This window comes from Tepidibacter hydrothermalis, from assembly GCF_029542625.1.
Taxonomy (GTDB): Bacteria; Bacillota; Clostridia; order Peptostreptococcales; family Peptostreptococcaceae; genus Tepidibacter_A; species Tepidibacter_A hydrothermalis.
Window position 1 is genome coordinate 2784002 of the sequence record NZ_CP120733.1, and the last position, 22144, is coordinate 2806145.

General features: G+C 28.9%; 25 protein-coding genes. 7 read left to right on the top strand and 18 right to left on the bottom strand.

Features of this window, described 5'->3' with window-relative positions; genetic code table 11:
- Positions 1-6: 6 nt before the first annotated feature.
- Positions 7-1050: an endonuclease/exonuclease/phosphatase family protein gene (locus tag P4S50_RS13180; protein WP_277731261.1), complete on the bottom strand. Its 1044-nt coding sequence runs from the start codon at positions 1048-1050 to the stop codon at positions 7-9.
- Between the two features lie 182 nt (positions 1051-1232).
- Here P4S50_RS13180 and P4S50_RS13185 point away from each other — a divergent pair, with 182 nt between their 5' ends.
- The 3 genes from P4S50_RS13185 to P4S50_RS13195 all read left to right on the top strand — a co-directional run bounded on the left by P4S50_RS13185 (position 1233) and on the right by P4S50_RS13195 (position 3351).
- Positions 1233-1634, top strand: a complete 402-nt coding sequence (locus P4S50_RS13185; protein WP_277731262.1) for a DUF1284 domain-containing protein — start codon at positions 1233-1235, stop codon at positions 1632-1634.
- A gap of 90 nt (positions 1635-1724) precedes the next feature.
- Entirely contained in the window at positions 1725-2702 is a 978-nt protein-coding gene (locus tag P4S50_RS13190) for a YbgA family protein (protein WP_277731263.1), read from the top strand.
- Positions 2703-2775: 73 nt separating this feature from the next.
- Positions 2776-3351: a glycoside hydrolase family 73 protein gene (locus P4S50_RS13195; protein WP_277731264.1), complete on the top strand. Its 576-nt coding sequence runs from the start codon at positions 2776-2778 to the stop codon at positions 3349-3351.
- Positions 3352-4011: 660 nt separating this feature from the next.
- Here the strand turns inward: P4S50_RS13195 and P4S50_RS13200 are convergent.
- Together P4S50_RS13200 and P4S50_RS13205 are read right to left on the bottom strand one after the other, a co-directional pair.
- On the bottom strand, positions 4012-5088 hold the full coding sequence (locus tag P4S50_RS13200; RefSeq protein ID WP_277731265.1) for a M24 family metallopeptidase: 1077 nt from the start codon (positions 5086-5088) through the stop codon (positions 4012-4014).
- Positions 5089-5195: 107 nt separating this feature from the next.
- Positions 5196-6623, bottom strand: coding sequence for an APC family permease (locus tag P4S50_RS13205; RefSeq protein ID WP_277731266.1), 1428 nt, complete (start codon positions 6621-6623; stop codon positions 5196-5198).
- A gap of 400 nt (positions 6624-7023) precedes the next feature.
- On the opposite strand from P4S50_RS13205, the gene P4S50_RS13210 reads away from it, so the two are divergent.
- Together P4S50_RS13210 and P4S50_RS13215 are read left to right on the top strand one after the other, a co-directional pair.
- Complete coding sequence (locus P4S50_RS13210; protein ID WP_277731267.1) at positions 7024-7569, top strand: helix-turn-helix domain-containing protein; 546 nt, start codon at positions 7024-7026, stop codon at positions 7567-7569.
- A 253-nt stretch (positions 7570-7822) separates the two neighbouring features.
- Entirely contained in the window at positions 7823-8869 is a 1047-nt protein-coding gene (locus tag P4S50_RS13215) for a DNA polymerase IV (RefSeq protein ID WP_277731268.1), read from the top strand.
- 96 nt (positions 8870-8965) lie between these two features.
- Here the strand turns inward: P4S50_RS13215 and P4S50_RS13220 are convergent, their stop codons facing one another.
- Complete coding sequence (locus P4S50_RS13220; protein ID WP_277731269.1) at positions 8966-9499, bottom strand: permease; 534 nt, start codon at positions 9497-9499, stop codon at positions 8966-8968.
- Entirely contained in the window at positions 9496-9984 is a 489-nt protein-coding gene (locus tag P4S50_RS13225; RefSeq protein WP_277731270.1) for a permease, read from the bottom strand. The genes P4S50_RS13220 and P4S50_RS13225 overlap by 4 nt, the downstream gene beginning before the upstream one ends.
- 282 nt (positions 9985-10266) lie before the next feature.
- Between P4S50_RS13225 and P4S50_RS13230 the strand changes: the two genes are divergently transcribed.
- Complete coding sequence (locus P4S50_RS13230) at positions 10267-11031, top strand: hypothetical protein (RefSeq protein WP_277731271.1); 765 nt, start codon at positions 10267-10269, stop codon at positions 11029-11031.
- Positions 11032-11085: 54 nt separating this feature from the next.
- On the opposite strand, the gene P4S50_RS13235 is transcribed toward P4S50_RS13230, so the two are convergent.
- Complete coding sequence (locus tag P4S50_RS13235; RefSeq protein WP_277731272.1) at positions 11086-11916, bottom strand: flagellin N-terminal helical domain-containing protein; 831 nt, start codon at positions 11914-11916, stop codon at positions 11086-11088.
- 234 nt (positions 11917-12150) lie between these two features.
- Between P4S50_RS13235 and P4S50_RS13240 the strand changes: the two genes are divergently transcribed.
- Positions 12151-13551, top strand: coding sequence for a glycosyl hydrolase family 18 protein (locus P4S50_RS13240; RefSeq protein ID WP_277731273.1), 1401 nt, complete (start codon positions 12151-12153; stop codon positions 13549-13551).
- Here the strand turns inward: P4S50_RS13240 and P4S50_RS13245 are convergent.
- The 12 genes from P4S50_RS13245 to P4S50_RS13300 all read right to left on the bottom strand — a co-directional run bounded on the left by P4S50_RS13245 (position 13526) and on the right by P4S50_RS13300 (position 22144).
- Positions 13526-14119, bottom strand: a complete 594-nt coding sequence (locus P4S50_RS13245) for a GNAT family N-acetyltransferase (RefSeq protein ID WP_277731274.1) — start codon at positions 14117-14119, stop codon at positions 13526-13528. The two genes, P4S50_RS13240 and P4S50_RS13245, sit on opposite strands and share 26 nt — an antisense overlap.
- Positions 14120-14190: 71 nt before the next feature.
- Positions 14191-14514, bottom strand: a complete 324-nt coding sequence (locus P4S50_RS13250) for a YbjQ family protein (RefSeq protein ID WP_277731275.1) — start codon at positions 14512-14514, stop codon at positions 14191-14193.
- Between the two features lie 154 nt (positions 14515-14668).
- Positions 14669-15079 carry a DUF6762 family protein gene (locus tag P4S50_RS13255; protein WP_277731276.1) on the bottom strand — a complete coding sequence of 137 codons (411 nt, stop codon included), beginning with the start codon at positions 15077-15079 and terminating at the stop codon, positions 14669-14671.
- A 15-nt stretch (positions 15080-15094) separates the two neighbouring features.
- Entirely contained in the window at positions 15095-15340 is a 246-nt protein-coding gene (locus tag P4S50_RS13260; RefSeq protein ID WP_277731277.1) for a DUF1292 domain-containing protein, read from the bottom strand.
- A 72-nt stretch (positions 15341-15412) separates the two neighbouring features.
- A complete protein-coding gene (locus P4S50_RS13265; protein WP_277734739.1) occupies positions 15413-16084 on the bottom strand; it encodes a TVP38/TMEM64 family protein in 672 nt (223 codons plus the stop codon).
- Positions 16085-16327: 243 nt separating this feature from the next.
- On the bottom strand, positions 16328-17143 hold the full coding sequence (locus P4S50_RS13270; RefSeq protein ID WP_277731278.1) for a sulfurtransferase: 816 nt from the start codon (positions 17141-17143) through the stop codon (positions 16328-16330).
- Positions 17140-17841: a TVP38/TMEM64 family protein gene (locus tag P4S50_RS13275; protein WP_277731279.1), complete on the bottom strand. Its 702-nt coding sequence runs from the start codon at positions 17839-17841 to the stop codon at positions 17140-17142. The genes P4S50_RS13270 and P4S50_RS13275 overlap by 4 nt, the downstream gene beginning before the upstream one ends.
- 572 nt (positions 17842-18413) lie before the next feature.
- The gene (locus tag P4S50_RS13280; protein ID WP_277731280.1) at positions 18414-18644 is read right to left on the bottom strand and encodes a thioredoxin family protein; all 231 of its coding nucleotides are present in this window, start codon (positions 18642-18644) and stop codon (positions 18414-18416) included.
- 25 nt (positions 18645-18669) lie between these two features.
- Positions 18670-19662 carry a permease gene (locus P4S50_RS13285; RefSeq protein WP_277731281.1) on the bottom strand — a complete coding sequence of 331 codons (993 nt, stop codon included), beginning with the start codon at positions 19660-19662 and terminating at the stop codon, positions 18670-18672.
- A 1-nt stretch (position 19663) separates the two neighbouring features.
- Entirely contained in the window at positions 19664-19975 is a 312-nt protein-coding gene (locus P4S50_RS13290) for an ArsR/SmtB family transcription factor (RefSeq protein WP_277731282.1), read from the bottom strand.
- A 109-nt stretch (positions 19976-20084) separates the two neighbouring features.
- The gene (locus P4S50_RS13295) at positions 20085-20822 is read right to left on the bottom strand and encodes a nucleoside phosphorylase (protein ID WP_277731283.1); all 738 of its coding nucleotides are present in this window, start codon (positions 20820-20822) and stop codon (positions 20085-20087) included.
- Positions 20822-22144: a dihydrolipoyl dehydrogenase family protein gene (locus P4S50_RS13300; protein WP_277731284.1), complete on the bottom strand. Its 1323-nt coding sequence runs from the start codon at positions 22142-22144 to the stop codon at positions 20822-20824. The genes P4S50_RS13295 and P4S50_RS13300 overlap by 1 nt, the downstream gene beginning before the upstream one ends.

The following is a 22144-nucleotide window of genomic DNA, read 5'->3' on the forward strand; positions in this document are numbered from 1 at the left end:
TTCAACCTACTTCAATTTAAACTCCATAGTTACAGGATTATGATCACTGTACTCAAACCCTAAATTTTCTCCCTTTACATCTAGTACTTCTATATTATCAGAAACCAAAAATCCATCTATAGTTTCAATGAAGTTATTTCCTTCTTTATAAGGAGAATCAAGACTTCTTACAGTTGGAGTTAAATTATCTATAGCCCATTTAAATGTGTCAGGCTTAAAATCACTAGGAATATCTTGCATCCACTTATTTTCTACCTTGCTTTTAAAATTTGTATTACCTATTTTGTGATTCCAGTCTCCTCCTACTAAAACATAATTTCCTTTGTCATACTCGTTTTGTATATGTTGTTTAAGATAAGATAATTGTTGTTTTCTTATTACCCCACCCTTATCATAAGCTGATAAATGTGCATTTATTAAGACAAACTCTTTATCTGAACCGTCTATACTAAGTCTACTTTCTATAAAACATCTATCCAATAAAAATAACTGTCTTTCAAAACTCTCTTTACCTGGTAACTGATATCTTGTAGCCTTACTTATATCGTATTTTGAAAAACTAGAAAGACCAGCCCTTACATATCCATGAGGCTTTCTAACTGGCACAGGAACCCATAAAACTTTATAGTTATAAGCATATGTATTACTATATTTATCAAGCTTTTCATTTATTCTTTGACGTTCGTCTATGTAATAAGTCCTAGTAGCCTTTTCATCTATTTCTTGAACAAATAAAAAATCAGAATTTTTATTTTTCAAATAATCTGATACTCCTTCTATATTTTCATACGTTTTTTCCTTACTGTATGACCTTGACAACTTACCTCCATCCATGAAAAAATCTTGATTTTTATCAAGTCCTCCAAATCCTATATTAAATGTAGTTATACTCATAGCATTATCTAGTTTTACTATTTTTTCTTTATTACTGTTAACCTCAAGTCTAATAGTTCCATCTGGTTTGTAGTCTGTAATCACAACTGCTAATAAGAATAATAAGAATAAACTTATTAACAATATAGATATCCTTAAAGTAAGTTTTATAAACATTTTTGTCTCCCCTCAGTAATTTCATATTATAATTAATTTAATATAGCTAAACTTAATTCAAATGAAGTTTTTAATCCAACTGAATTTTTATCTTTCTGATAATTAAAATTATATAACATTATTTAGTAATTTGCATTAATTAAAAATTCGCTTATGCTAACGCATAGCTAAGGAGGTTTTTTATGAAACTAAGAGCTCATCATATACTTTGTATTCAAGGATATATGGGAAATGGATACGACAAAAATTTTACTAATAATATGGATCAGATAGTTAAACACTTAAAATCAAATCCAAAATCAAAAGTTACCATTATAGATTCTATAGATTGTATATGTTCTAAGTGTCCAAATACTATAAATAATACACATTGCCAAACTCAAGATAAAGTAAAGACACTAGATTTAAATGTAATAAATTTACTCAATATACAAAAAAATAAAACCTATACGTACGATGATATTTTAGATATATTATCGACTAATCTATCAATAGATAAATTCAACCGTATCTGCAGTAACTGTCAATGGTTTGAATATGGTTACTGCAAAGATGCCTTGTCCAAACTTTTAAAAATCACATAAAAAGAAACTTAATTCAGATAAATATATTCTCAAAAAATACAAATCATAATAATGACAATTTATATATCAAAAGTTGAAAGGAGAATTTCTATGAAAGAGTTTACAACTCCTAATATAGTGCTAAGTAAATGTATAGAACACGATAATTGTAGATATGATGGTTCTAAAATAAACAACAACTTTATAAAAAGTCTACAATCTCATGTTAATTTTCTTCCTGTATGCCCTGAAACTAGTATAGGTCTTTCTACTCCTCGAGACACCTTAAGGCTAGTTTTAAAAGATGATACAGAGAATCTTAATTTAGTTTTTTCTAAAGACGGAAATGATTTAACTGAAAAAATGAATTCATTTTCCCACTCCTTTTTAAAAGACATATCTGATAAGGACATAGATGGATTCATTTTAAAGAGTCGTTCTCCCTCTTGCGGCATAAAAGATGTTAAAGTTTATAAATGTCATGGCAAATCTCCTTCTCTTTCAAACAAAGGTATGGGATTATTTGCAAGCAAAATACATGAATACTTTCCTGATATAACTATTGAGGATGAAGGAAGACTTACTAACTTTAATATAAGACAACATTTTTTGACGAAGATATTCACAAAAGCAGATTTTAAAAATGTAGAAAATGACAAAAGCATAAAATCTCTTATAGATTTTCAAAGTAAAAATAAATATCTATTGATGGCTCACAGTCCTGGATATTTAAAAAAGATGGGGAAATTAACTGCTAATACAGATTCAAGGGATATATCAGATATAATAAAAGATTATAAAGTATATCTTAATAAAGCTTTGTCTATACCTTCTAAGCCAAATAGAAATATAAATATGCTACTTCACTTATTCGGGTATTTTTCAAAACATTTATCTTTTAGTGAAAAAGCTTTTTTCCTAGAAACACTAGAAAAATACAACGATAAAAAAATACCATTTTGTGTTCCTTTAACTATGATAAATTCTTGGGTTATGAGATTTGAAAACGAATATTTGCACGATCAGACTATATTTGAACCATTCCCTAGTGAATTAATACAGACTAGAGATTCGGGAAAAACTATTTAATATGACTATTGTATTATTTTATTAAATTTTCTCATAATATATAATTATATATATTACGAAAAAGGAGATTCAAATGAAAAATAAAATAAGCATAGTTTTTATTACTGCATCAACATTCTTTTTTCTTTTAAGCTCTATACTAATATTATTATTATTTAAATCATCAACACCTCTTCCCGACCTAAACAATGAAAAATTCGAAACAAAAGATGAATTTATACAACTTATACACTCAAAAACTCACTACGGATATAAAAAATACAATATATATCCAAGCATCACAATAGCACAAGCAATTCTTGAAAGTAACTGGGGAGATTCTAAGTTAACGCAAACAGGAAAAAACTTATTTGGAATAAAAGCAAGTAAAGACTATAAAAATAAAGTTGATTTTATGACTAATGAATTTGTAAACAATAAAAAAATAGAAGTAGTTCAAAGTTTTAGAGCTTATGATTCATATTCAGAATCTATTAAAGACTACACTAACTTACTTGGAAAAGCAAAAAGATATGAGGCTTTAAGAAATTGTAAAGATTATAAGGAACAGGCCATGGCACTTTATGCATGCGGCTACTGTACAGATCCAAATTACCCTAAAAAACTTATATCTATAATAGAAAAGTATAAATTATATGAGTACGACTAGAATTAACTCATTACAATGTTAGTTAGCTATATCAAATAAAAAAATCTAGACTTTTAATACTTTTTTGATTTTGTTGGTTATCTAAACTATCTATAAAAATACCGCTCATGCAACGATATTTTGAATACAACTAAGATTTTGTTTTATTAATAATTCTAAAATTTAAGAACTCTCTACGGTCAAACACTCAAATTTTTTAACGAATTATTAAACAACAAAACTCAAGTTGTATTAATCAAAATATCTAAAAGCATTCGCTAACATTTTCATAGGTAGTTTTAATAGTAATCACTGTATTATGGTATTAGATCTTACCGCATTCTTTTTATCATAAAAAAAGACAAACATCAAATTCCAGTACAATAAATAGTAATTTGATAATTGTCTTTATTTTTTTAAGAATAATATATTTCAAATTTAAAACTACACTTACAAAATAAAGGGGATTAAAATGTTAGCGAATGATTTAAATATTTTTGTATAAAACTTTCATTACAACGTTTGAATATACGTTAAGAAAGTTCGTTGTCTGACCGATAGGGAGTTTAGAACTTTTAGTATATTCAATACGATGAAATGCTTAGTTTTATTAAAATATTTAACACTTGAGTGGTATTTTAATCCCCTTTATTTTAGATTAAGCACATAAATCTGATTATCTTATCCGATTACCTTAAGATCCTTACTATATTTATTAAGGATTTCACATCCATCTTCAGTAACAAGTACTAAATCCTCTATTCTAACTCCAACCTCTCCAGGTATATATATTCCTGGCTCTATTGAGAATATCATTCCAGGTGCTACTTCATCATGGTTTACAGATGAAACATCTCCAAAGTCATGAGTTTCTATACCTATTGAATGTCCTGTTCTATGTGTAAAATACTTTCCATATCCTGCATCCTCTATATAATTTCTAGCAGCTAAGTCTATATCACTAAATTTAGCACCAGGCTTAACTACTGATATAGCCTTTTTATTAGCCTCTAAAACAGTATTATAAACTTCTTTAGCTTTATCAGATACAGACTTATAAAATACTGTTCTTGTCATATCAGAACAATAAGAATCTTTAACACATCCAATATCTATAATTATACTGTCCCCTTCTTTAAGTATAGAATTACCTGGTTCATGATGAGGGTTTGCTGCATTCTCACCATAAGCTATAATAGGATCAAATGAAAATCCATTAGCACCTATTTCTTCATATATATTTCCTAAAACCTGAGTCATTTTCTTCTCAGAATAATCTTTTGATACAGATTCAATCATTTTCTCTACTGCTATATCATTAAGTCTTGATGCCTCTCTCATAAAATCTTTTTCCTGATTATCCTTGCACATTCTAACTCTATCTAATATCATAGATCCATTAACAAACTTACTTCCGCCTTCAAGTTCCATAAGTCTTAATAAGAAACGAGCTGGCCAGTTTTTATCAACACCCATAGTCTTTTCTTTATCTACATACTTTGATACCATCTCTACAGCATCTTGAGTGTCATTGAACCATACCTTTTCAACACCTAAATCTTCATTTACAGGAAATAATTCATTTATAAATAATTTGTGATTTTTATTTATATTTAAATAAAGAGCTAACATTCTCTCTCCTGGATGAATCCATTTTCCTGTTAAATAGAAAATAGCAGCAGGATCTGAAACCAACATCTGAGGTATATTTTTATTTTCCATTTCTTTTAACACTTTATCTATTCTTTCTTTGTTCATAAAAAACCCCTCCTTAATAATATTTATATCAAAGCTAAAAATTCTTCTGGAGTTAATACTCCATGTAAATTAAGTTTCATTCTATGTACTAAATAACCCTATACGTATTAAGATATTTTCTTTATTTCTTCACAACCTTCTTTAAATCCTGTTCTTTTAACAAAGTTATTCCAAATCATTAATCCTATTACAATTACTAGTACGCCTCCACCTATCATTTGTGTTTCATATATTAAGTTTTCTTTAAATGTTGACATAACTGGTGCTGCTGATAATACAATTCCAGCTATAGTAATTGTAAGAACCATATAAGCTATACTTATTGCTTTTGAATTGTTTTTTGAAATTTGATACGGTCTAACTTCATTCAATCTAGTCTTTCTTAATTTAATATAAGAAGCAAATAATATTACATATGGAAATAATGCTGTTAAAGCAGTCATTGTAACAAGTACATTATATATAGTATCTACAGAAGGTAGTAAATTTGTAGCTAATAAAGTAATACTTACAAGTACAGCTTGAAAAATAACTGCATTCACAGGAATATTTGCATCATTAACTTTAGTTAATTTTTGAGGGAATATTCCTTTTCTTACACTTCCAAATAACATCTTTATTGGAGAAGCTATGTAAAGTATTATAGCACCTAATACTGATACAGATATACCAAAAGCTACAATCTTTATGAACCAAGGACCTATTCCAAGAGTTGAAGCAACTGTTGAAAGTGCCACCAATATACCTTCTGAAGCTGTAATTTGATCAGTTGGAAGAATCATAGTAACAGCTACTGACCCTACAACATAAAGTCCTGAAACAAGTGCAGCTGCAATTAAAATAGCCTTTGGAAAATTCTTTTCAGCATTATCCATTTCAGTAACAAAGTTTGCTGTAGTTTCAGCTCCAGCTAAACCAAACATTACTCCCGAAATAGCACACAAACTATCCATATTTAATTTAGGCATTAATGTAGATACCGTGTATGTAGAAGCTGGTTCATTTTTAAATACGAATACAGATACAAATCCCATAACAATTAAAAGTACAGCCGGAACTGTTGAACCTAAAGCCCCAACACTTGTGAAAACCTTTGCAAAACCCATACCTCTAGTACTAATAAAAGATAAAACCCAAAATAAAACTAAAGAAACTATAAGTACAAACATTTTATTACTTGCAAGTTCTGGTTTTCCTATAGTATATGACATATTGATTGTGAAAAACGCCAAAAATGATGAATACCAAAATATCTTAGCTGTCCAATTAAGCCATGATACCATGAATCCCCATTTTTCACCATAAGCCTCTTTTACCCATTCATAAAGACCCCCATCACTTTTATATGTAGCTGCAAGTTCTGCACATATAAGAGCAGCTGGTACAAAGAATATAAATGTAAAAACAACCCATGCTGGTATAGCACCAAGTCCAAGACCAAAACTAGTTGCAGTAGACTTTGCTATCCATCTTATTCCAAACAGCGCTGATACATTCATAAATACTAAATCCCACAATCCTATTTTTTTCTTCATAAATAGCACCCCAAACATCTTTAAATTTTGTTATATATTTTGTTATATACAAGAATAATATTTTTTTAACAATCATTTTTTTAAAAATACTTTTATAATTAATTTTTATTAAAACATACTTAGAAATCGCGCGCATAATTTCTTATAGTTATAGAGTTTTTTGTAATATATTCCATATTCTGATATTACCACAATCTTTTACATATGTATATATTTTTTTACAGTATTACTGTATTTTTTTTGATATTACTATATTTATTATGATATCACTATAATTTTTTCTACTAAATTTAATTTTTCAGTACTAACTGATAAACAATTCATTATACTCTAAATATTGAATTAAGATTTTAAATATGATATCATTTACTAAATTATTAAAATTCCTTGGAGGTTACCAATGGTCAACGAAATCTCTGAAAAAATTCGAGATCTTAGAAAAGAAAAAAAATTAACCTTGAAAGAACTAAGCGAAAGAACAGGTTTATCAGTTAGCTTCCTCTCTCAAGTAGAAAACAATACATCTTCATTAGCTATCACATCTTTAAAAAAAATCGCTGATGCTTTATGTATTCCAATAGTTCATTTTTTTAAAAATCCACACAAGCACAATTTTTTAGTAAAATCTGAAGAAAAAAATCCATTCAAAATAGAAGGTTCTAATTCAGAGTTCACAAGACTTAGTGGTGATTTTTCAGAAAGATGTCTAGAATCTGTAATGGTTATTATCCCCCCTAAAGAAAAACACGGTCATAAATTCAATCATCCAGGGGAAGAATTTATTCATGTACTAGATGGTGCAATAATAGTAGATTTAGATGGAAAAGAATATTTAGTTAAATCAGGAGATTCTTTTCATTTTCCATCAACAATACCTCACATCTTAATTAATCCATTAGATCAACCAGCTAAGCTATTAACAGTTGTAACACCTATAATTTTCTAAAGCCATCCAAGAATTTTTCTTAGATGGCTTTTTCATATACTAAAGTATTATAAAATTTTCGTTCTGTGGATAACATCGATGGAAGAGCTACACCTGCAACTATTTTGAGCAACGGAGCCCGTAGGACTCGTTGGCGATATGAGCTATGCGTTAGCATGAAGCGAATTTTTTATATACAAGTTGAAAATCACATAATTTCCTTGTATAATAAAATAGAACTGATGTTCTTATTTTGTGACAAGCGGGTGATTTAATGAGTCGTAAAATTATACATGTTGATATGGATGCTTTTTTTGCAAGTGTAGAACAAGTAGATAATCCTTCTCTTAAGGGTAAACCGGTTATAGTTGGAGGTAGAACTAGCAAGGGAGTTGTTTGTACATGTTCTTATGAAGCTAGAAAGTATGGAGTTAGATCTGCTATGCCAGGATTTATAGCTGCTAAAAAATGTCCTAATGGAATCTTTTTGCCTGTTAGACATTCAAGATATAAAGAGGTTTCAAATCAAGTGTTTGATATCTTGTATAGCATAACCGACATCGTAGAACCTTTATCAATAGATGAAGCTTATTTAGATGTATCTGATATAGATACCCCTTCAATTGAAATAGCACAATATATAAAAAATGAAGTTTTTAAGAAAACAGGACTTACTATATCAGTTGGAATATCTCATAATAAATATCTAGCAAAACTTGCATCTGACTGGAATAAACCAGATGGAATTAAGATTATAAGTGAAGAAATGGTACCCGAAATATTAAGACCACTTTCTATAAAAACAGTATATGGTATAGGAAAAAAAACAATAGATAAGCTAAACAATATAGGAGTATATACAGTAAATGATTTATTAAATCTTCCAAAAGACTATTTTGTAGAATTGTTTTCTAATCAATCTTGGGAACTTTACAATAGACTCTTAGGTATAGACAATAGACCTGTTCAACCAAATCGTGAAACAAAATCCTTAGGAAGAGAAACCACCTTGTCCTCAAATACAGATGATATAGACTATCTTAATCACTTCTTATTATTATTTAGTAAAGATATCTCTTATACACTAAAAAAACAAAATATATTATCAAAAACTATAACAATTAAAATAAAAACATCAGATTTTTCTAGTCATACAAAGAGTAAAACCATACATCATTATACAGATTCTGATGATGAGATATACTCTATAGCGTGCAATTTATTAAAAGAAATAAACATACACGATAATATAAGACTAATAGGTCTTAGTGTGTCAAACCTATCTGATAAAAAAATAGAACAACTTACTTTTTTGCGCTAAAACTACAAGTTCTAAATTAATTTACCAAAACCAATGATCTAGCTAAAAATTCAGTTGGAGTAAAAACTCCATCTGAATTAAATTTCACTACTTTATCTATATAGATTCTGCTTTTTTATAAATCTCTTTTATTTCTTTTTTTGAAACAAACAAAAGTAAAATATAAGCTATAATTATAATCCCTGGTATATCAATTAAAAGTCTAGTAACTGCAAATTTAACTCCAAGTGCAGACATTTCAAATAAAAACATAGGTATCTTAGTTGTTGACCAAGCTCCAATAAATATCAATATATTTGTAAATTTAACGCCTTTCTTCATAAATACTGCTGCTACTGGAAATGCTCCATATAACGGTCCTGCTGCTGCAGAACCTAATATGATAGAAAGGAAAACTCCTTTTATTCCTGAATTTTCTCCCATATATTTTATCATTATTTCCCTAGGAACCCATATATCCAAAAGGCCTAAAAGAATAAATACAGGTGGTATTACAAATAACATTTCTTTAAAGCTATAAGCAGATATATTTATTGCTTTTACCCCTAAATCTTTATTAAAAATATACAACACCAATATAACTATAATCATACCTAAAAACAATTTATATTTTTTTATTAATCCATTCATATGCTTACCACCTTACCAATTATATATGCCACTAAAAAAGAAAATAAAAACGATATTATATTCCTTAATACAGTTACCTTTTTACCGAAATACTTTATTTCAACAGGAGCTGTAACTATTCCAACCATCATAAGTGTAGATATAAAAGCTCCTATTTGCATATATCCCGCCCCATTTTTCAATACCATAGCAGCTGTTGGAAATGCTATAAATCCTGGAATCAATGTAATAGCTCCTACTAATCCTGATATAATTACGCCTACCCAACCTGATTGACTTCCTATTAATTTAGCTATTACATCTGGATTTATGAATGCAAGAAGAATTCCTACTATCATAATAATAGATAAAAATTCAGGTAATATATTTTCAAAAGCTTTCCATGCTTTTTTTAGCGCCATTTTTGTTTTCTTTTTATCTTTTATATAGGACATAATTAATAATACAGCCGTAACAATATATAATGCATAATTCAATATTCTCATCCCCATCATTCTTTTAAATTTCGTTACTTATACATTTTTCTTTATTTATTTATAAATACGTGAAACCTCCTCCATAATCCTAATATACAGATATGATATATCTATATATTAGGATTTTCTAATGCAATTATATAATATACTATTTATATTTATTGTCAATATAAATCCTTATTTAAATCATCTAAAATTCACACAGAGTACACAAAGAGTACACATCACAATAGTATACTTAACTTACAAATTAACAAACTTATTAAATTTTTAAAAAAGGTGGAATGTATAATGAAAACTAAAATGAATAATAAAACAAAAAATCTGGCAATGTTACTTTTAAGTGGTACTATTATGATTTCAGGCTTTACACCTGCATTTGCAAATTCGAATGTAGACATTTCAAATATAGACATAAATAAAGATGTAATTGTTTGTGAGTATGATGAAAATATCAAAATGCCAAGTTTTGATGAATTTATGAAAGAAATGCCTGATGATATGAAAAAAGCAATTAAAAGTGATGATATGAAAAAATTAGAATCTTTATATAATAAAGCATCTAAATTAGATGAAAAAGAAAGCTTTGATGAGTCTGATAAAGTTTGGAATGAATTTGATAAATTATTAGGAATGAATTTTGAAACAAACTTTGAAATGCCAAGTTTTGATGAATTCATGAAAGAAATACCTGATGATATGAAAAAAGACATTAAAAGTGACGATATGAAAAAATTAGAATCTTTATATAATAAAGCATCTAAATTAGATGAAAAAGAAAGCTTTGATGAGTCTGATAAAGTTTGGGATGAATTTGATAAATTATTAGGAATGAATTTTGAAACAAATTTTGAAATGCCAAGTTTTGATGAATTCATGAAAGAAATGCCTGATGATATGAAAAAAGACATTAAAAGTGACGATATGAAAAAATTAGAATCTTTATATAATAAAGCATCTAAATTAGATGAAAAAGAAAACTTTGATGAATCCGATAAAGTTTGGGATGAATTTGATAAATTATTAGGAATTGATTTCGAGGAAGAAGTTAAATAAAACCCACACTGAACAGCACCATATTATAAAAATATGGTGCTGTTTTTATATGTTTTAAACATCTAAAACTCTAAGTAATCCCAACATCCTTTCTCTCTCCATTTTCATGTGTTGAGCAAGCATAGCTTGAGAAACCTGCATTAGTATTTGATTTTTTGTATATTCCATCATAGTTTTAGCCATATCAGCATCAGTTATTCGACTGTATGCTGATGTTAGGTTTTCTTCATATGTTCCTAAATTATTTAATGTATGCTCAAGTCTATTTTGCATAGCCCCTAAATAAGATCTTTCTCTAGATACACTACTAACAGCTGTTTTAACTTTTTTTATTGCATCTTGTGCATTTTGTTGATTTGATATATCAATTCCATCAATATCAAGTCCTAATTCTGATAAATCACCAATTTTTACTTTTAAAGAATTTCCAGAATTCGGACCCACCTGTAATGTAATTCCATCACTTTTTTGAGACCCATCAATAAGTTTTTTATTATTAAACTCTGTACCTTTTGATATTTCTGTGATTGCATCTTTTAATTGCTGAAATTCCAAATCTAGATTTTCTCTATCTTCATCTTTATATGTACCATTTGATGCCTGAACTGCTAATTCATTCATTCTTTGAAGCATATTATGAACTTCACTCATTGCTCCTTCTGCTGTTTGTATCATCGAAATTCCATCTTGAACATTTCTTTGAGCCATACTAAGGCCTCTTATTTGTGCCTTCATTTTTTCAGAAATAGCAAGTCCTGCCGGATCATCAGCTGCTCTATTTATTCTTTTTCCAGTACATAATCTTTCCATTAAAACAGAATTTCTAGAATTTAAATAATTCATATGATTTATCATTCTCATTCCTACAGAACTAAAACCTACCATAATATTTCCTTCCTTCTTGATATATAAGTTAATACTATATATATCGTACGATTAGCCTTGTTTTTTTAGGAATTTTTACCATAAATCCAATAAATTTATAAAACTTTATTTTTGTAATTCTTTTGTAATATTTACTTTTAATGTATATGATATAATTTTCATTGTATATAAAGTCAAAATCAATCCATTAGAACTTTAGCTTTTGGATAAACTAAATTTGGAGGTAAATGTAAAATGAATATTTTCAAAAAATTTTCTTGTGTAATCCTTTCGTTAATCTGCATATTAAACGTATCTTTTTACCCAAATTACATATTTGCACAAGATAAAGATGATTTTAAAGTAGTTGCATACTGCTCAGACATATTTAAAGATCCTGTTGAAACGAATATTCAATATGATAAAGTAACTCATATAATATACGCTTTTTTAATACCAAAGGAAGATGGTTCTCTAGTTCCAATAAAAAAGCCTGATGAACTTAAAAAGCTAGTAAAAAAAGGTCATGAAAACAATGTAAAAGTATTGATAGCTGTTGGTGGATGGTTTGATGAGGCTTACGCTCCACTAGATACTAGATTTGAAAAAATAGCTGCATCAAATGAATTAAGAGAAAATCTAGTAAATAATATAATTAAATTTGTAGATGAATATAACTTAGATGGAGTTGAAATAGATTGGGAATACCCTGACCTTGGACAATCTTCTTTAAACTATGAAAAACTGGTTTTAGAACTTAATTCTAAATTAAAAGAAAAAAATAAGTATCTAACAGCAGCACTTAATGGTGCCTGGTCAAAAGAAGAAGGCCCACAAGTATCTAAAGCTGTAACGCCTAAATGTTTAGAAAGTTTTGACTGGATAAGTATAATGGCTTATGATATGAATAATGAACAACATAGCCCTTTTTGGTTTGCAGATACATCTATAGAATACTGGTTGAATCGAGGTGTTCCTAAGGAAAAAATAGTAATAGGTATTCCTTTTTATGCTCATCCTACTAATCCAACTTGGAAAGTCTATAGAGATTTTGTAAAAGAAGATAGAGAAAATGCATATAAAGATAAAGCTACAATAGATGGTATAACCTACTATTACAATGGCATAAACACAGTTAAAGAAAAAACAAGACTTGCTCTAAATAAGGCATCTGGAGTTATGTTATTTGATGTAAACGAAGATACTCTAGACGAGCTAAGCCTTGTTAAAAATATTGATGATGTCATAAATGAGACATCAAATCTTAGTTCTGATGAAAGAAATAAAAAAATATACTTTGTTGTTGATGATCACGAATTGACATTTGATGAAAATGACAATCTAGGAGTTCCATTTATAGATGAAAATAGCCGTACTTTAGTTCCTGTTAGAAAAGCTCTAGAAGCAATAGGTGTAACTTTATCCTACAATAATTCAGATCGTATAGTCCATGCAACTAAAGGTGATAGTGATTTAAGAATTCCAATAGACAAAGATTATATATACCTAGACAGACAAAAGATTCAAATGGATACAAAAGCTATAATAAAAAATGGTAGAACTTATATACCATTAAGATATGTATTTGAAAGCTTTAACTATAAAACTACTTGGCACGAATCTAGTAGGACTATAATAGCGACTCCTCAATCTTAGCAAATATTTCAGCTACATGAGTTATATCAGAATGAATAGTGTTGTGCACTGATTTAATAATACTCAGGGCCTTAGTCATTTTTATTATCTCTTTTCCAAAAGGAAGGTAATATAGATGCATACTAAGGCCTGATTCTTTTGTAGGAAGCATATAATCAATATTAAGCCTCATACAACCTAGGTTTTCATAAAACTTTATTCTTCTATACGTATTTATGTCTTTATCATCTTCTTTTTCAACCTCTAGCATACACCCATCTAAATTTTTGTATTTTTCTTTCAATGTTTCAATCATTTTCTTACCATAACCTCTAGAATGATACTCCTCTAATACAGCTAGATAATCCAACCACATCAAGTTAGTCTTAAAATCTATATAAACTATAATATACCCTATTAAATCACTTTCATCATAGCATAATAAAAGTTTATAATTTTCGCCCTTGAATAGCATATCAAACTGCTCTTTATCCTTTAATTCGTTTTTCTCAAACTGAGAATATAAATCATTGTATACATATTTTAAATTTCCCTTTGAATAATCTTCTTTTAAAATCAATTCTTTCATTATAAAAACCCCCTTACATAGTTATTGTACCACTTAGTACCAATTTTATGTAAGGGGGTTGAATTTTAATTTTATTCAAATGTAACTGCTGTTCCAGATATAGTAACCATCATCATGCTTCCCGCTTGACCTAATACTTCATAGTCTACATCTACTCCAACTACAGCATCTGCTCCCATTTGACTTGCTCTCTTTTGCATTTCACTTAATGCACCTTCTCTAGCTTTTACAAGTTCATTTTCATAAGACTGAGATCTTCCTCCGAATATATCTCTAACTCCTGCCATAAAGTCCTTAACTATATTAACGCCTGTTATAACCTCTCCAAATACAATTCCTTTGTATTCTTTAATTTTTTTTCCTTCTACTGTATTAGTCGTACTTACGATTACCATAAGATCCTCTCCTCTATATTATATTTAAACTTATATATTATATTTCAAATGTCATTGTTTAATTATATAATATATTCTAATTCTTAAAATAACCTTAAACTTATATTAAATTATCTTAAAATCAATATAAATAAAGACTGTCATTAGACAGTCTTTATTTATATTCTTCTTCTTTATCTTTTATTTCAGCATAAACCTCATCTAATTCTTTTTTATGCTTATCAAGTATTGATTCTATTTTAGATTGCATACCATCTTGAGAATCTACAAATTCAAAATCAACTTCCCAAGTTGGATTATAAGCATCTTCTATTTCTTTTACAGATAGTATTAACTCATTTAAAACTTCATCATCGTAGTAATCTAGTATAGCGGAAAATTCCCAGTCTTCAACATCTTTTTCAGTAGTTAATTTAAGATGAACTATATTCTTTTCATCTTCACAAGTCATGTAAATTCCATTTATTAAATCTAAATTACTCCCTATAGTATAACTTCCTATTTCCTTTTCTATCTCAAGTGTTTCTTTATTTTTTTGCATAAGTATTAAAGCAAAAGACTCCATTTTCTCACCTCTTTTTTATTCTTCGTCAAAGTAAGAATTGTATTCTTCTAACACTTTTTCAAATTCATCATCATCATCTACTGCAACATATTGTTCTACTCCATCTTCTTCAACTATTTTGTAGACATATGCATCTCCTTCTTCTTCTTCTTCTCTAGCAAGAAGTACATATTTATCTTCTTCTATGTTAATCTTCTCAACTATTTTAAACTCTACCTTATTTCCCTCTTCATCTAAAAATGCTACTCTTTCTTTTGACATTTTATAATCTCCTCTCATATATCAATATTTTGATTATATCTTTTACAGATTCAATTGTAAATATGTTTCACATTATATCAAATCATATTTTTTCTTTAAAAGTTTTGGAATCAAAGATAAAATAGTAATTAATACAGCACATATTCCGAGGCAAATAAAGATTTTATCCATATTTTGATAAGAATTTATAGATCCTCCTACTAGTGTAAATGCTATTATCCCAGGCATAGTCAATATCCAAGAAGCTAAAATATATGATTTAAATTTGATATTCGTTATTCCATACGCATAACTTTGCAGCATATACGGAAACCCCGGAACCAATCTTGTTATAATTAATATTCTCCATCCATGATTTTTAACTAAGTTGTCTATTTTTGAAAGCGATTTGTTTGTTTTGATTTTATTTTGAACAATATCTTTAGCGATATATCTAGCTATTAAAAAAGCCGATGCATCACTTATAAGTGCCGCTATACAAGTGTATATCGATCCATTAATAGGTCCAAAAGCCATCCCAGCAATTATAGCCATTGGCGGTGCAGGTATGAATACAACACATCCTATAACAAAGAATATAATATATATTATTGGTCCTAAAATTCCTAATTTATGTATGTAATTTTTTATTTTATATGCATTATCTATACTTATATATTCAAATACACCTAGAAACTTCATGCTAATAATGATGATAAGTAATACAACTCCTATTATTATTCTTTTTCTTGAATCTATACTCACTTTATTCAAATCAAATCAACTCCCTACAATACTTGCAACTATACACTCTTATAGATTAAAGGATTGCCCTATAATAAGAACAACCCTTTTTATCCGTAAATATCTATTTATGAATTTTTATTTTTCCATAGGCATGTCGAAATCTCCGCCCCATTCATATATTGAAGCTTCATAATTTCTAACTTTATCAAAGCCAACGGCTCTGAGGATCATAGATGTATATCCAGATCTTATACCCATAGTTCAGTATACTGTAAAGTCATCTTCAGGAGTTACTCCCATATCTGCCATGATAGTTTTTATATCATCTGAAGATTTAGGCGTTCCATCTTCATTTAAAAGATCTGTCCACAGCATATGCTTGGCTCCTGTTATATGACCTCCTCTTGGCTCTCCTACTTTTTGAGATCCTTTATATTCTCCTTCTGTTCTAACATCTATTACTACTTGTTTTCCTAAATTTTCATGTATATATTCTTTTGTTGCACTATAACTTTCATCATAATCTTTAAGAACTACATTTGAAGTTGGAATAGGTTCTGATACTTCATTAGTAGTTTCATAACCTAGATCATTCCAATAGGAAAGCCCTCCAACTAGAAGTTTTACATTATCCATACCAGCTTGCTTTAACTGCCAAACAGCTCTTCCATCAGCTCCTGGACCTTTAAATACATTTGAGTAAAATACTACTGTTTTATCATTATCTATTCCTAATGCTTCTAATCTCGATGCTAATTCTTCCTTTTGTACAAGTGTTCCCCAACCTGGATCACCTGGTTTTCCTGTTTTATCTGAAAATGCATGAAGACCTATGCTTATAGCTCCAGGAATATGTTGCTTTTTATACATATCAGGCTTATTACAATCAAGAAGTACTAATTCTTCACTTCCTAATAAATCTTTTAACTGATTCGGTGTAATTAAGTAATCATTATTTGCATAAATAGAAGCATCAAATTCTTCTTTTTTTACTGTTGTATTATTTTTAGAGCATCCAGATAAAACAATTATAAAAACAATACTCATTAATAAAAGAGTTATTCTTTTCGATTTCAATTATTCTTTCCCTCCTTGTCTTTTTTGTCATCCCAAACTTTCTTAATTAGTGCTATTAATATACTCAATGAAAACAAGCATAATAATCCAAATACAAAAGTCTTTGCAGTCCCTGTAAGCATACCGCCTATATATGAATAAATAATCGTAGCAGGAAGCTGTCCAAGTCCTGTAGCTATAAAGAAAGATCCAAAACTCATAGATGTAAGCCCTGCTGCATAACTTACAATATCAAATGATATAAATGGAAGTAATCTAGCAATTAAAATCGCATATTTTCCATACTTTTCAAAGAATTCATCTACACTTTTCAGTGCTGTTTTAGATGTAAGTTTTTCTACTGCACTTCTTCCTAAAAATCTTGCTATATAAAAACAAAGTGCAGCTCCTGCCATGGCACTAGACCAAGAAAGAATAGCTCCTTTAATCCATCCAAACAGCCCAGCATTAGCAAATGTAATAATAAACGCGGGAAGAGGTGCTGCTATTGATTGTAAAATCATAAGTAAGAAAGATACAATAGGTGCCCATATCCCAAATGATAATATGTACTCTCTAGCCATATCAACATTTACATTACTCAAAATAAATACAGCTTGATTTACATTTACTTTAATTGACGGTATAAACAAATACATACATATAATAACTAATATAACTGATATTTTTATTTTATTATTTTTTATAAATTCGCTCATATTAATCCTCCTAATCCTCTTCTATTTAAAAGATATCATTCAATGTCTATTTTTGTCTAATTAATAAATTTTATATTAAAAGGGCTTATTATAGATTATTTCTATATTAAAATAAGCTTATTGAAATAGCACTATTTCAATAAGCTTATTTTTTTACTCAATCAATAAATACACATATTATATTTTTTGTCTTAGTTCCTTAAATTTAGTACAAATGTACTCTCCCTATTCTCTCATAAAATACGATATTCACATTAAAACTGTCTATGAAAATGTTAGTGAATACTTTTAGATATTTTGACTAATATAACTTAGATTTTATTGTTTAATAGTCCGTTTAAAAATTTATGTGTCTAACCGTAGGGAGTTCGTAAATTTTAGGATTATTAATAAGATAAAGTCTTAGTTATATTCAAAATATCGTCAGATTCGCGGTATTTTCATAGACAGTTTTGATAACCAACATAATCTAGCTTTTGTTTTTGTGAGTATAGAAGCAACAATAAAAGATGCCTATTAAAACATCGACCAAGTCACATTTTAATAGGCATCTTTTTTTAATTTATACAAATCTATTTAAGAACCTTCTTTATTTCATCAGCCTTAACAACTCTTCCTGATATCTTAACCTTCTCATCTACAACAAGAGCTGGTGTCTTCATAACTCCATACTTAGCTATTTCAACAAAATCAGTTACCTTTTCCATAGTTGCCTCAATTCCTAACTCTTCAAGAGCCTGCTTAGTATTTTCATATAATACCTCACAGTTTTTACATCCTCCACCTAATATCTTAATATGCATATTAACTCCTCCTTTATATTATTTATTATATAAGCAAATGCGCTATAGCATTAAACATATATCCTACCAATATTATACTAACCCCTGTTATAGCTACAAATACTGCTATTAACTTAGGTTTTATTACCTTTCTAAGAAGTATCATCTCAGGAAGTGACAAGGCAGTTGTAGCCATCATAAATGCTAGTGCCGTACCAATACCTACACCCTTCATTATCAATGCCTCTGCTATAGGTATAGTTCCTAGTGCATTAGAATAAAGAGGAATTGCAACAACAACTGCTACAATTACAGCTAAAGGATTGTCAGGTCCTGCATACTTACTAAGTATCTCGGCAGGTGCCCATCCATGTATCACTGCCCCTATACCAATTCCTATTATTAAGTATATCCAAACTCTTTTTATTATATCTTTGACATTTTGAATCGCAAAATCTATTCTCTGTTTTCTATCTAGTTCTTCTATTTCAGAATCTCCCATTTTTATTTGATACACGTATTCCTCTACTTGATCTTCTAAATGAAGACTTCCTATTAATATACCTCCAACTACTCCAACTACAACTCCTGTTATAACATATACAACAGCTATTTTCCATCCAAATGAAGCTAACAGTATTGCAAAAGCCGCCTCATTTACTATTGGAGATGTTATTAAAAAAGAAAAAGTAACACCTATAGGTATTCCAGCTTCAACAAAGCCTATAAATAGCGGAACTGATGAACATGAACAAAACGGAGTAACAATACCTAAAAGTGAAGCCATTATATTTCCAGATATACCTCCAAATCTTTCTAATATCTTCTTAGTTTTCTCTGGAGAAAAATAACTTCTTATATAAGATATTATAAATATCATTATTCCAAGAAGTATTACTATCTTTATAGTATCATATATAAAGAAATGAACACTTCCTCCTAATCTGGTTTCCATAGAAATGCCAAATACATTCTCAACTAAAAGTCTTACTAAATTATTAAGCCAAGTAAATTGAAGTATATTGTTGATAAAATCCATATTATTGTCCCCCTAACTCTTGATTTAGATTTTTTACATTATCACTTATAACCTTTTCTACAATGTTTATTACATCAAGTATTTCTTTATTTTTTACCCTATAGTGCATCCAAAGACCATTTTTTTCACTCTCTAGTATTCCAGCATCCTTTAATATCTTAAGATGCTGAGATAAGTTAGATTGAGTAAACTCTACATCTTTATTAAGCTCACATACACAAAGTTTCTGATCTCCAAGCTTCTTTATTATCTTAAGCCTTATAGGATGGGCCATAGCCTTTAATACCTTAACTTGCATGTTCTCTAAGTCCATAATATACCCCCTATTTGTAAATTAACTATATAAGTATTTTCTAATATACTTATATAGTACGCAATTGTATATATTTTGTCAATATAAAATCAAAAAAAGATTTAGCTTATTAAGCTAAATCTTTTTTATGTATCTCATATAAAGCCTCAAGAGCTAATATAATCTCTCTTTCCTCTCCTCTTTGAGCTAAATCCTGTTCATTTACATATTCATTAACTCCATCTTTAACATCGTTATTATAAAGAACAACGTTGTTAAGTATAGAACCAACCTTAACACCTCTTAAAGCTCCTATTGCATAAAGTGTTGCTGTTTCCATATCAGAGCCTAGTACATTCTTTTTATTCCAATACTGCATAAGTTCAATCTCATTATCTATATAAAAAGAATCATGACTTCTAGTTATTCCTACATGATGATCATATTTTAACTCTTCTGCTTTTTTCTTTAGAGCCTCTAATATTTCATAGTTTGCTACCGCTGGGTAGCTTTTATCTATATACATACTAGATGCTCCGTCTTCTCTAACAGATGCCATTGATATTATAAGATCACCTATTTTTATATTTTCTTGTGCAGCTCCTGCGCTTCCTATTCTAACAAAGTACTCAGCTCCACAACTGATAAGCTCTTCCATAGCAATACACGCTGATGCTCCACCTATACCCGTTGAAGTTATAGTTATATCCATTCCTTTATATTTACCAATTGCACTTTTAAACTCTCTATTATTCGCTATAACCTTTGCGTCGTCTAAAAAAGTCATAACCTTGTCTACTCTTTTAGGATCTCCAGGTAATAATACCATTTTACTTACTTTTTCACATTGTATATGCGGTTGAATCATTATTTCACCCCTCTTACTGCTAACTCTATTAAACTCTCTGATAATGTAGGGTTTATGAATAAGCTTCTTTTTATATCATCAATACTTATATTTTTATCAATCCAAATTCCTATATTTCCAATCAAAGAACCTGCATCAATACTATTTATCCAAACACCTTTTATATAGTGATCCTTTGTAATAATTTTTATAAACCCATCATTATCACTATCAAATCCTCTAAAAGTTTCATTAAAGTATATCTTATCTACACTGCAATTACTTAATTGACTTTCTTGAAGTCCAGCTCCAGCAAGTTCGTTTATTGTGAATATGCATCTAGGTAGAGAGTTATAATCAAAGCTTATATTCTTACCCTCATATATATAATCAACTAATAATATACCTTGTTGTATAGCTATATGAGCCATTCCATGAAGTCCATTTATATCTCCTATTGCATATATATTATCAACACTAGTTCTTAGATTATTATCTACTTTAACGTATCCACCTTCAGTAGTAACCCCTATTTCAGAAGCTCCAATTGGTGTATTTGGTTTTCTTATACCTGTTACAAGCACCTTAGAAGTTTCTATTTTCTTTCCACTTTTAAGCTTTATATATGCCATTTCTTCATTTTTTTCTATACTTACTACTTCTTCATCTAACATAAAGTTTACATTATTAGATACAAGTCTTTCTTTTATATTGTCTATCAAGTCAAAATCATTTCCACTTAATATCTCAGATTCTCTTTCTATAACAGTTACCTTAACACCTAACTCGCTAAATAAAGATGCAAATTCTATACCTTCTACATTGCCACCTATTATAGTAAGTTCATCACAAAGATCTTTCATATTAATTATTCCTTTGTGACTCATTATGATATCTTCATCTATTTCACACGATCCTTTAAGGCTGCAAGCATTAGTTCCAGAAGCTATTATTATATTATCCGTATTCAATATATCTTCATTTACTTTAACTGTGTTTTTACTTTGTATACTTGCACAGCCTCTATAAACATCTATATATTCACTATCTAATTTATCAATTATAAAATTTTCTATATTATCCATAGAGCTCTTGCAAGCCTTGTATAATAACTCTTTATCATTATTAATATTTATAAGTCCCTGTTTTTGCAAAACTTCAGCCTTTTTCATATCCTTTATTTTGTCCATAAACCTTTTAACAGGAAGGCATCCAGTTGCAAAAGCAGTTCCTCCTAATTCGTCCTTTTCTATTATAGCTACTTTCTTACCTTTGTTTGCACAACTTAATGAAAAGTATATTCCAGCAGCTCCCGAGCCTATAACAACTGCATCATATCTCAT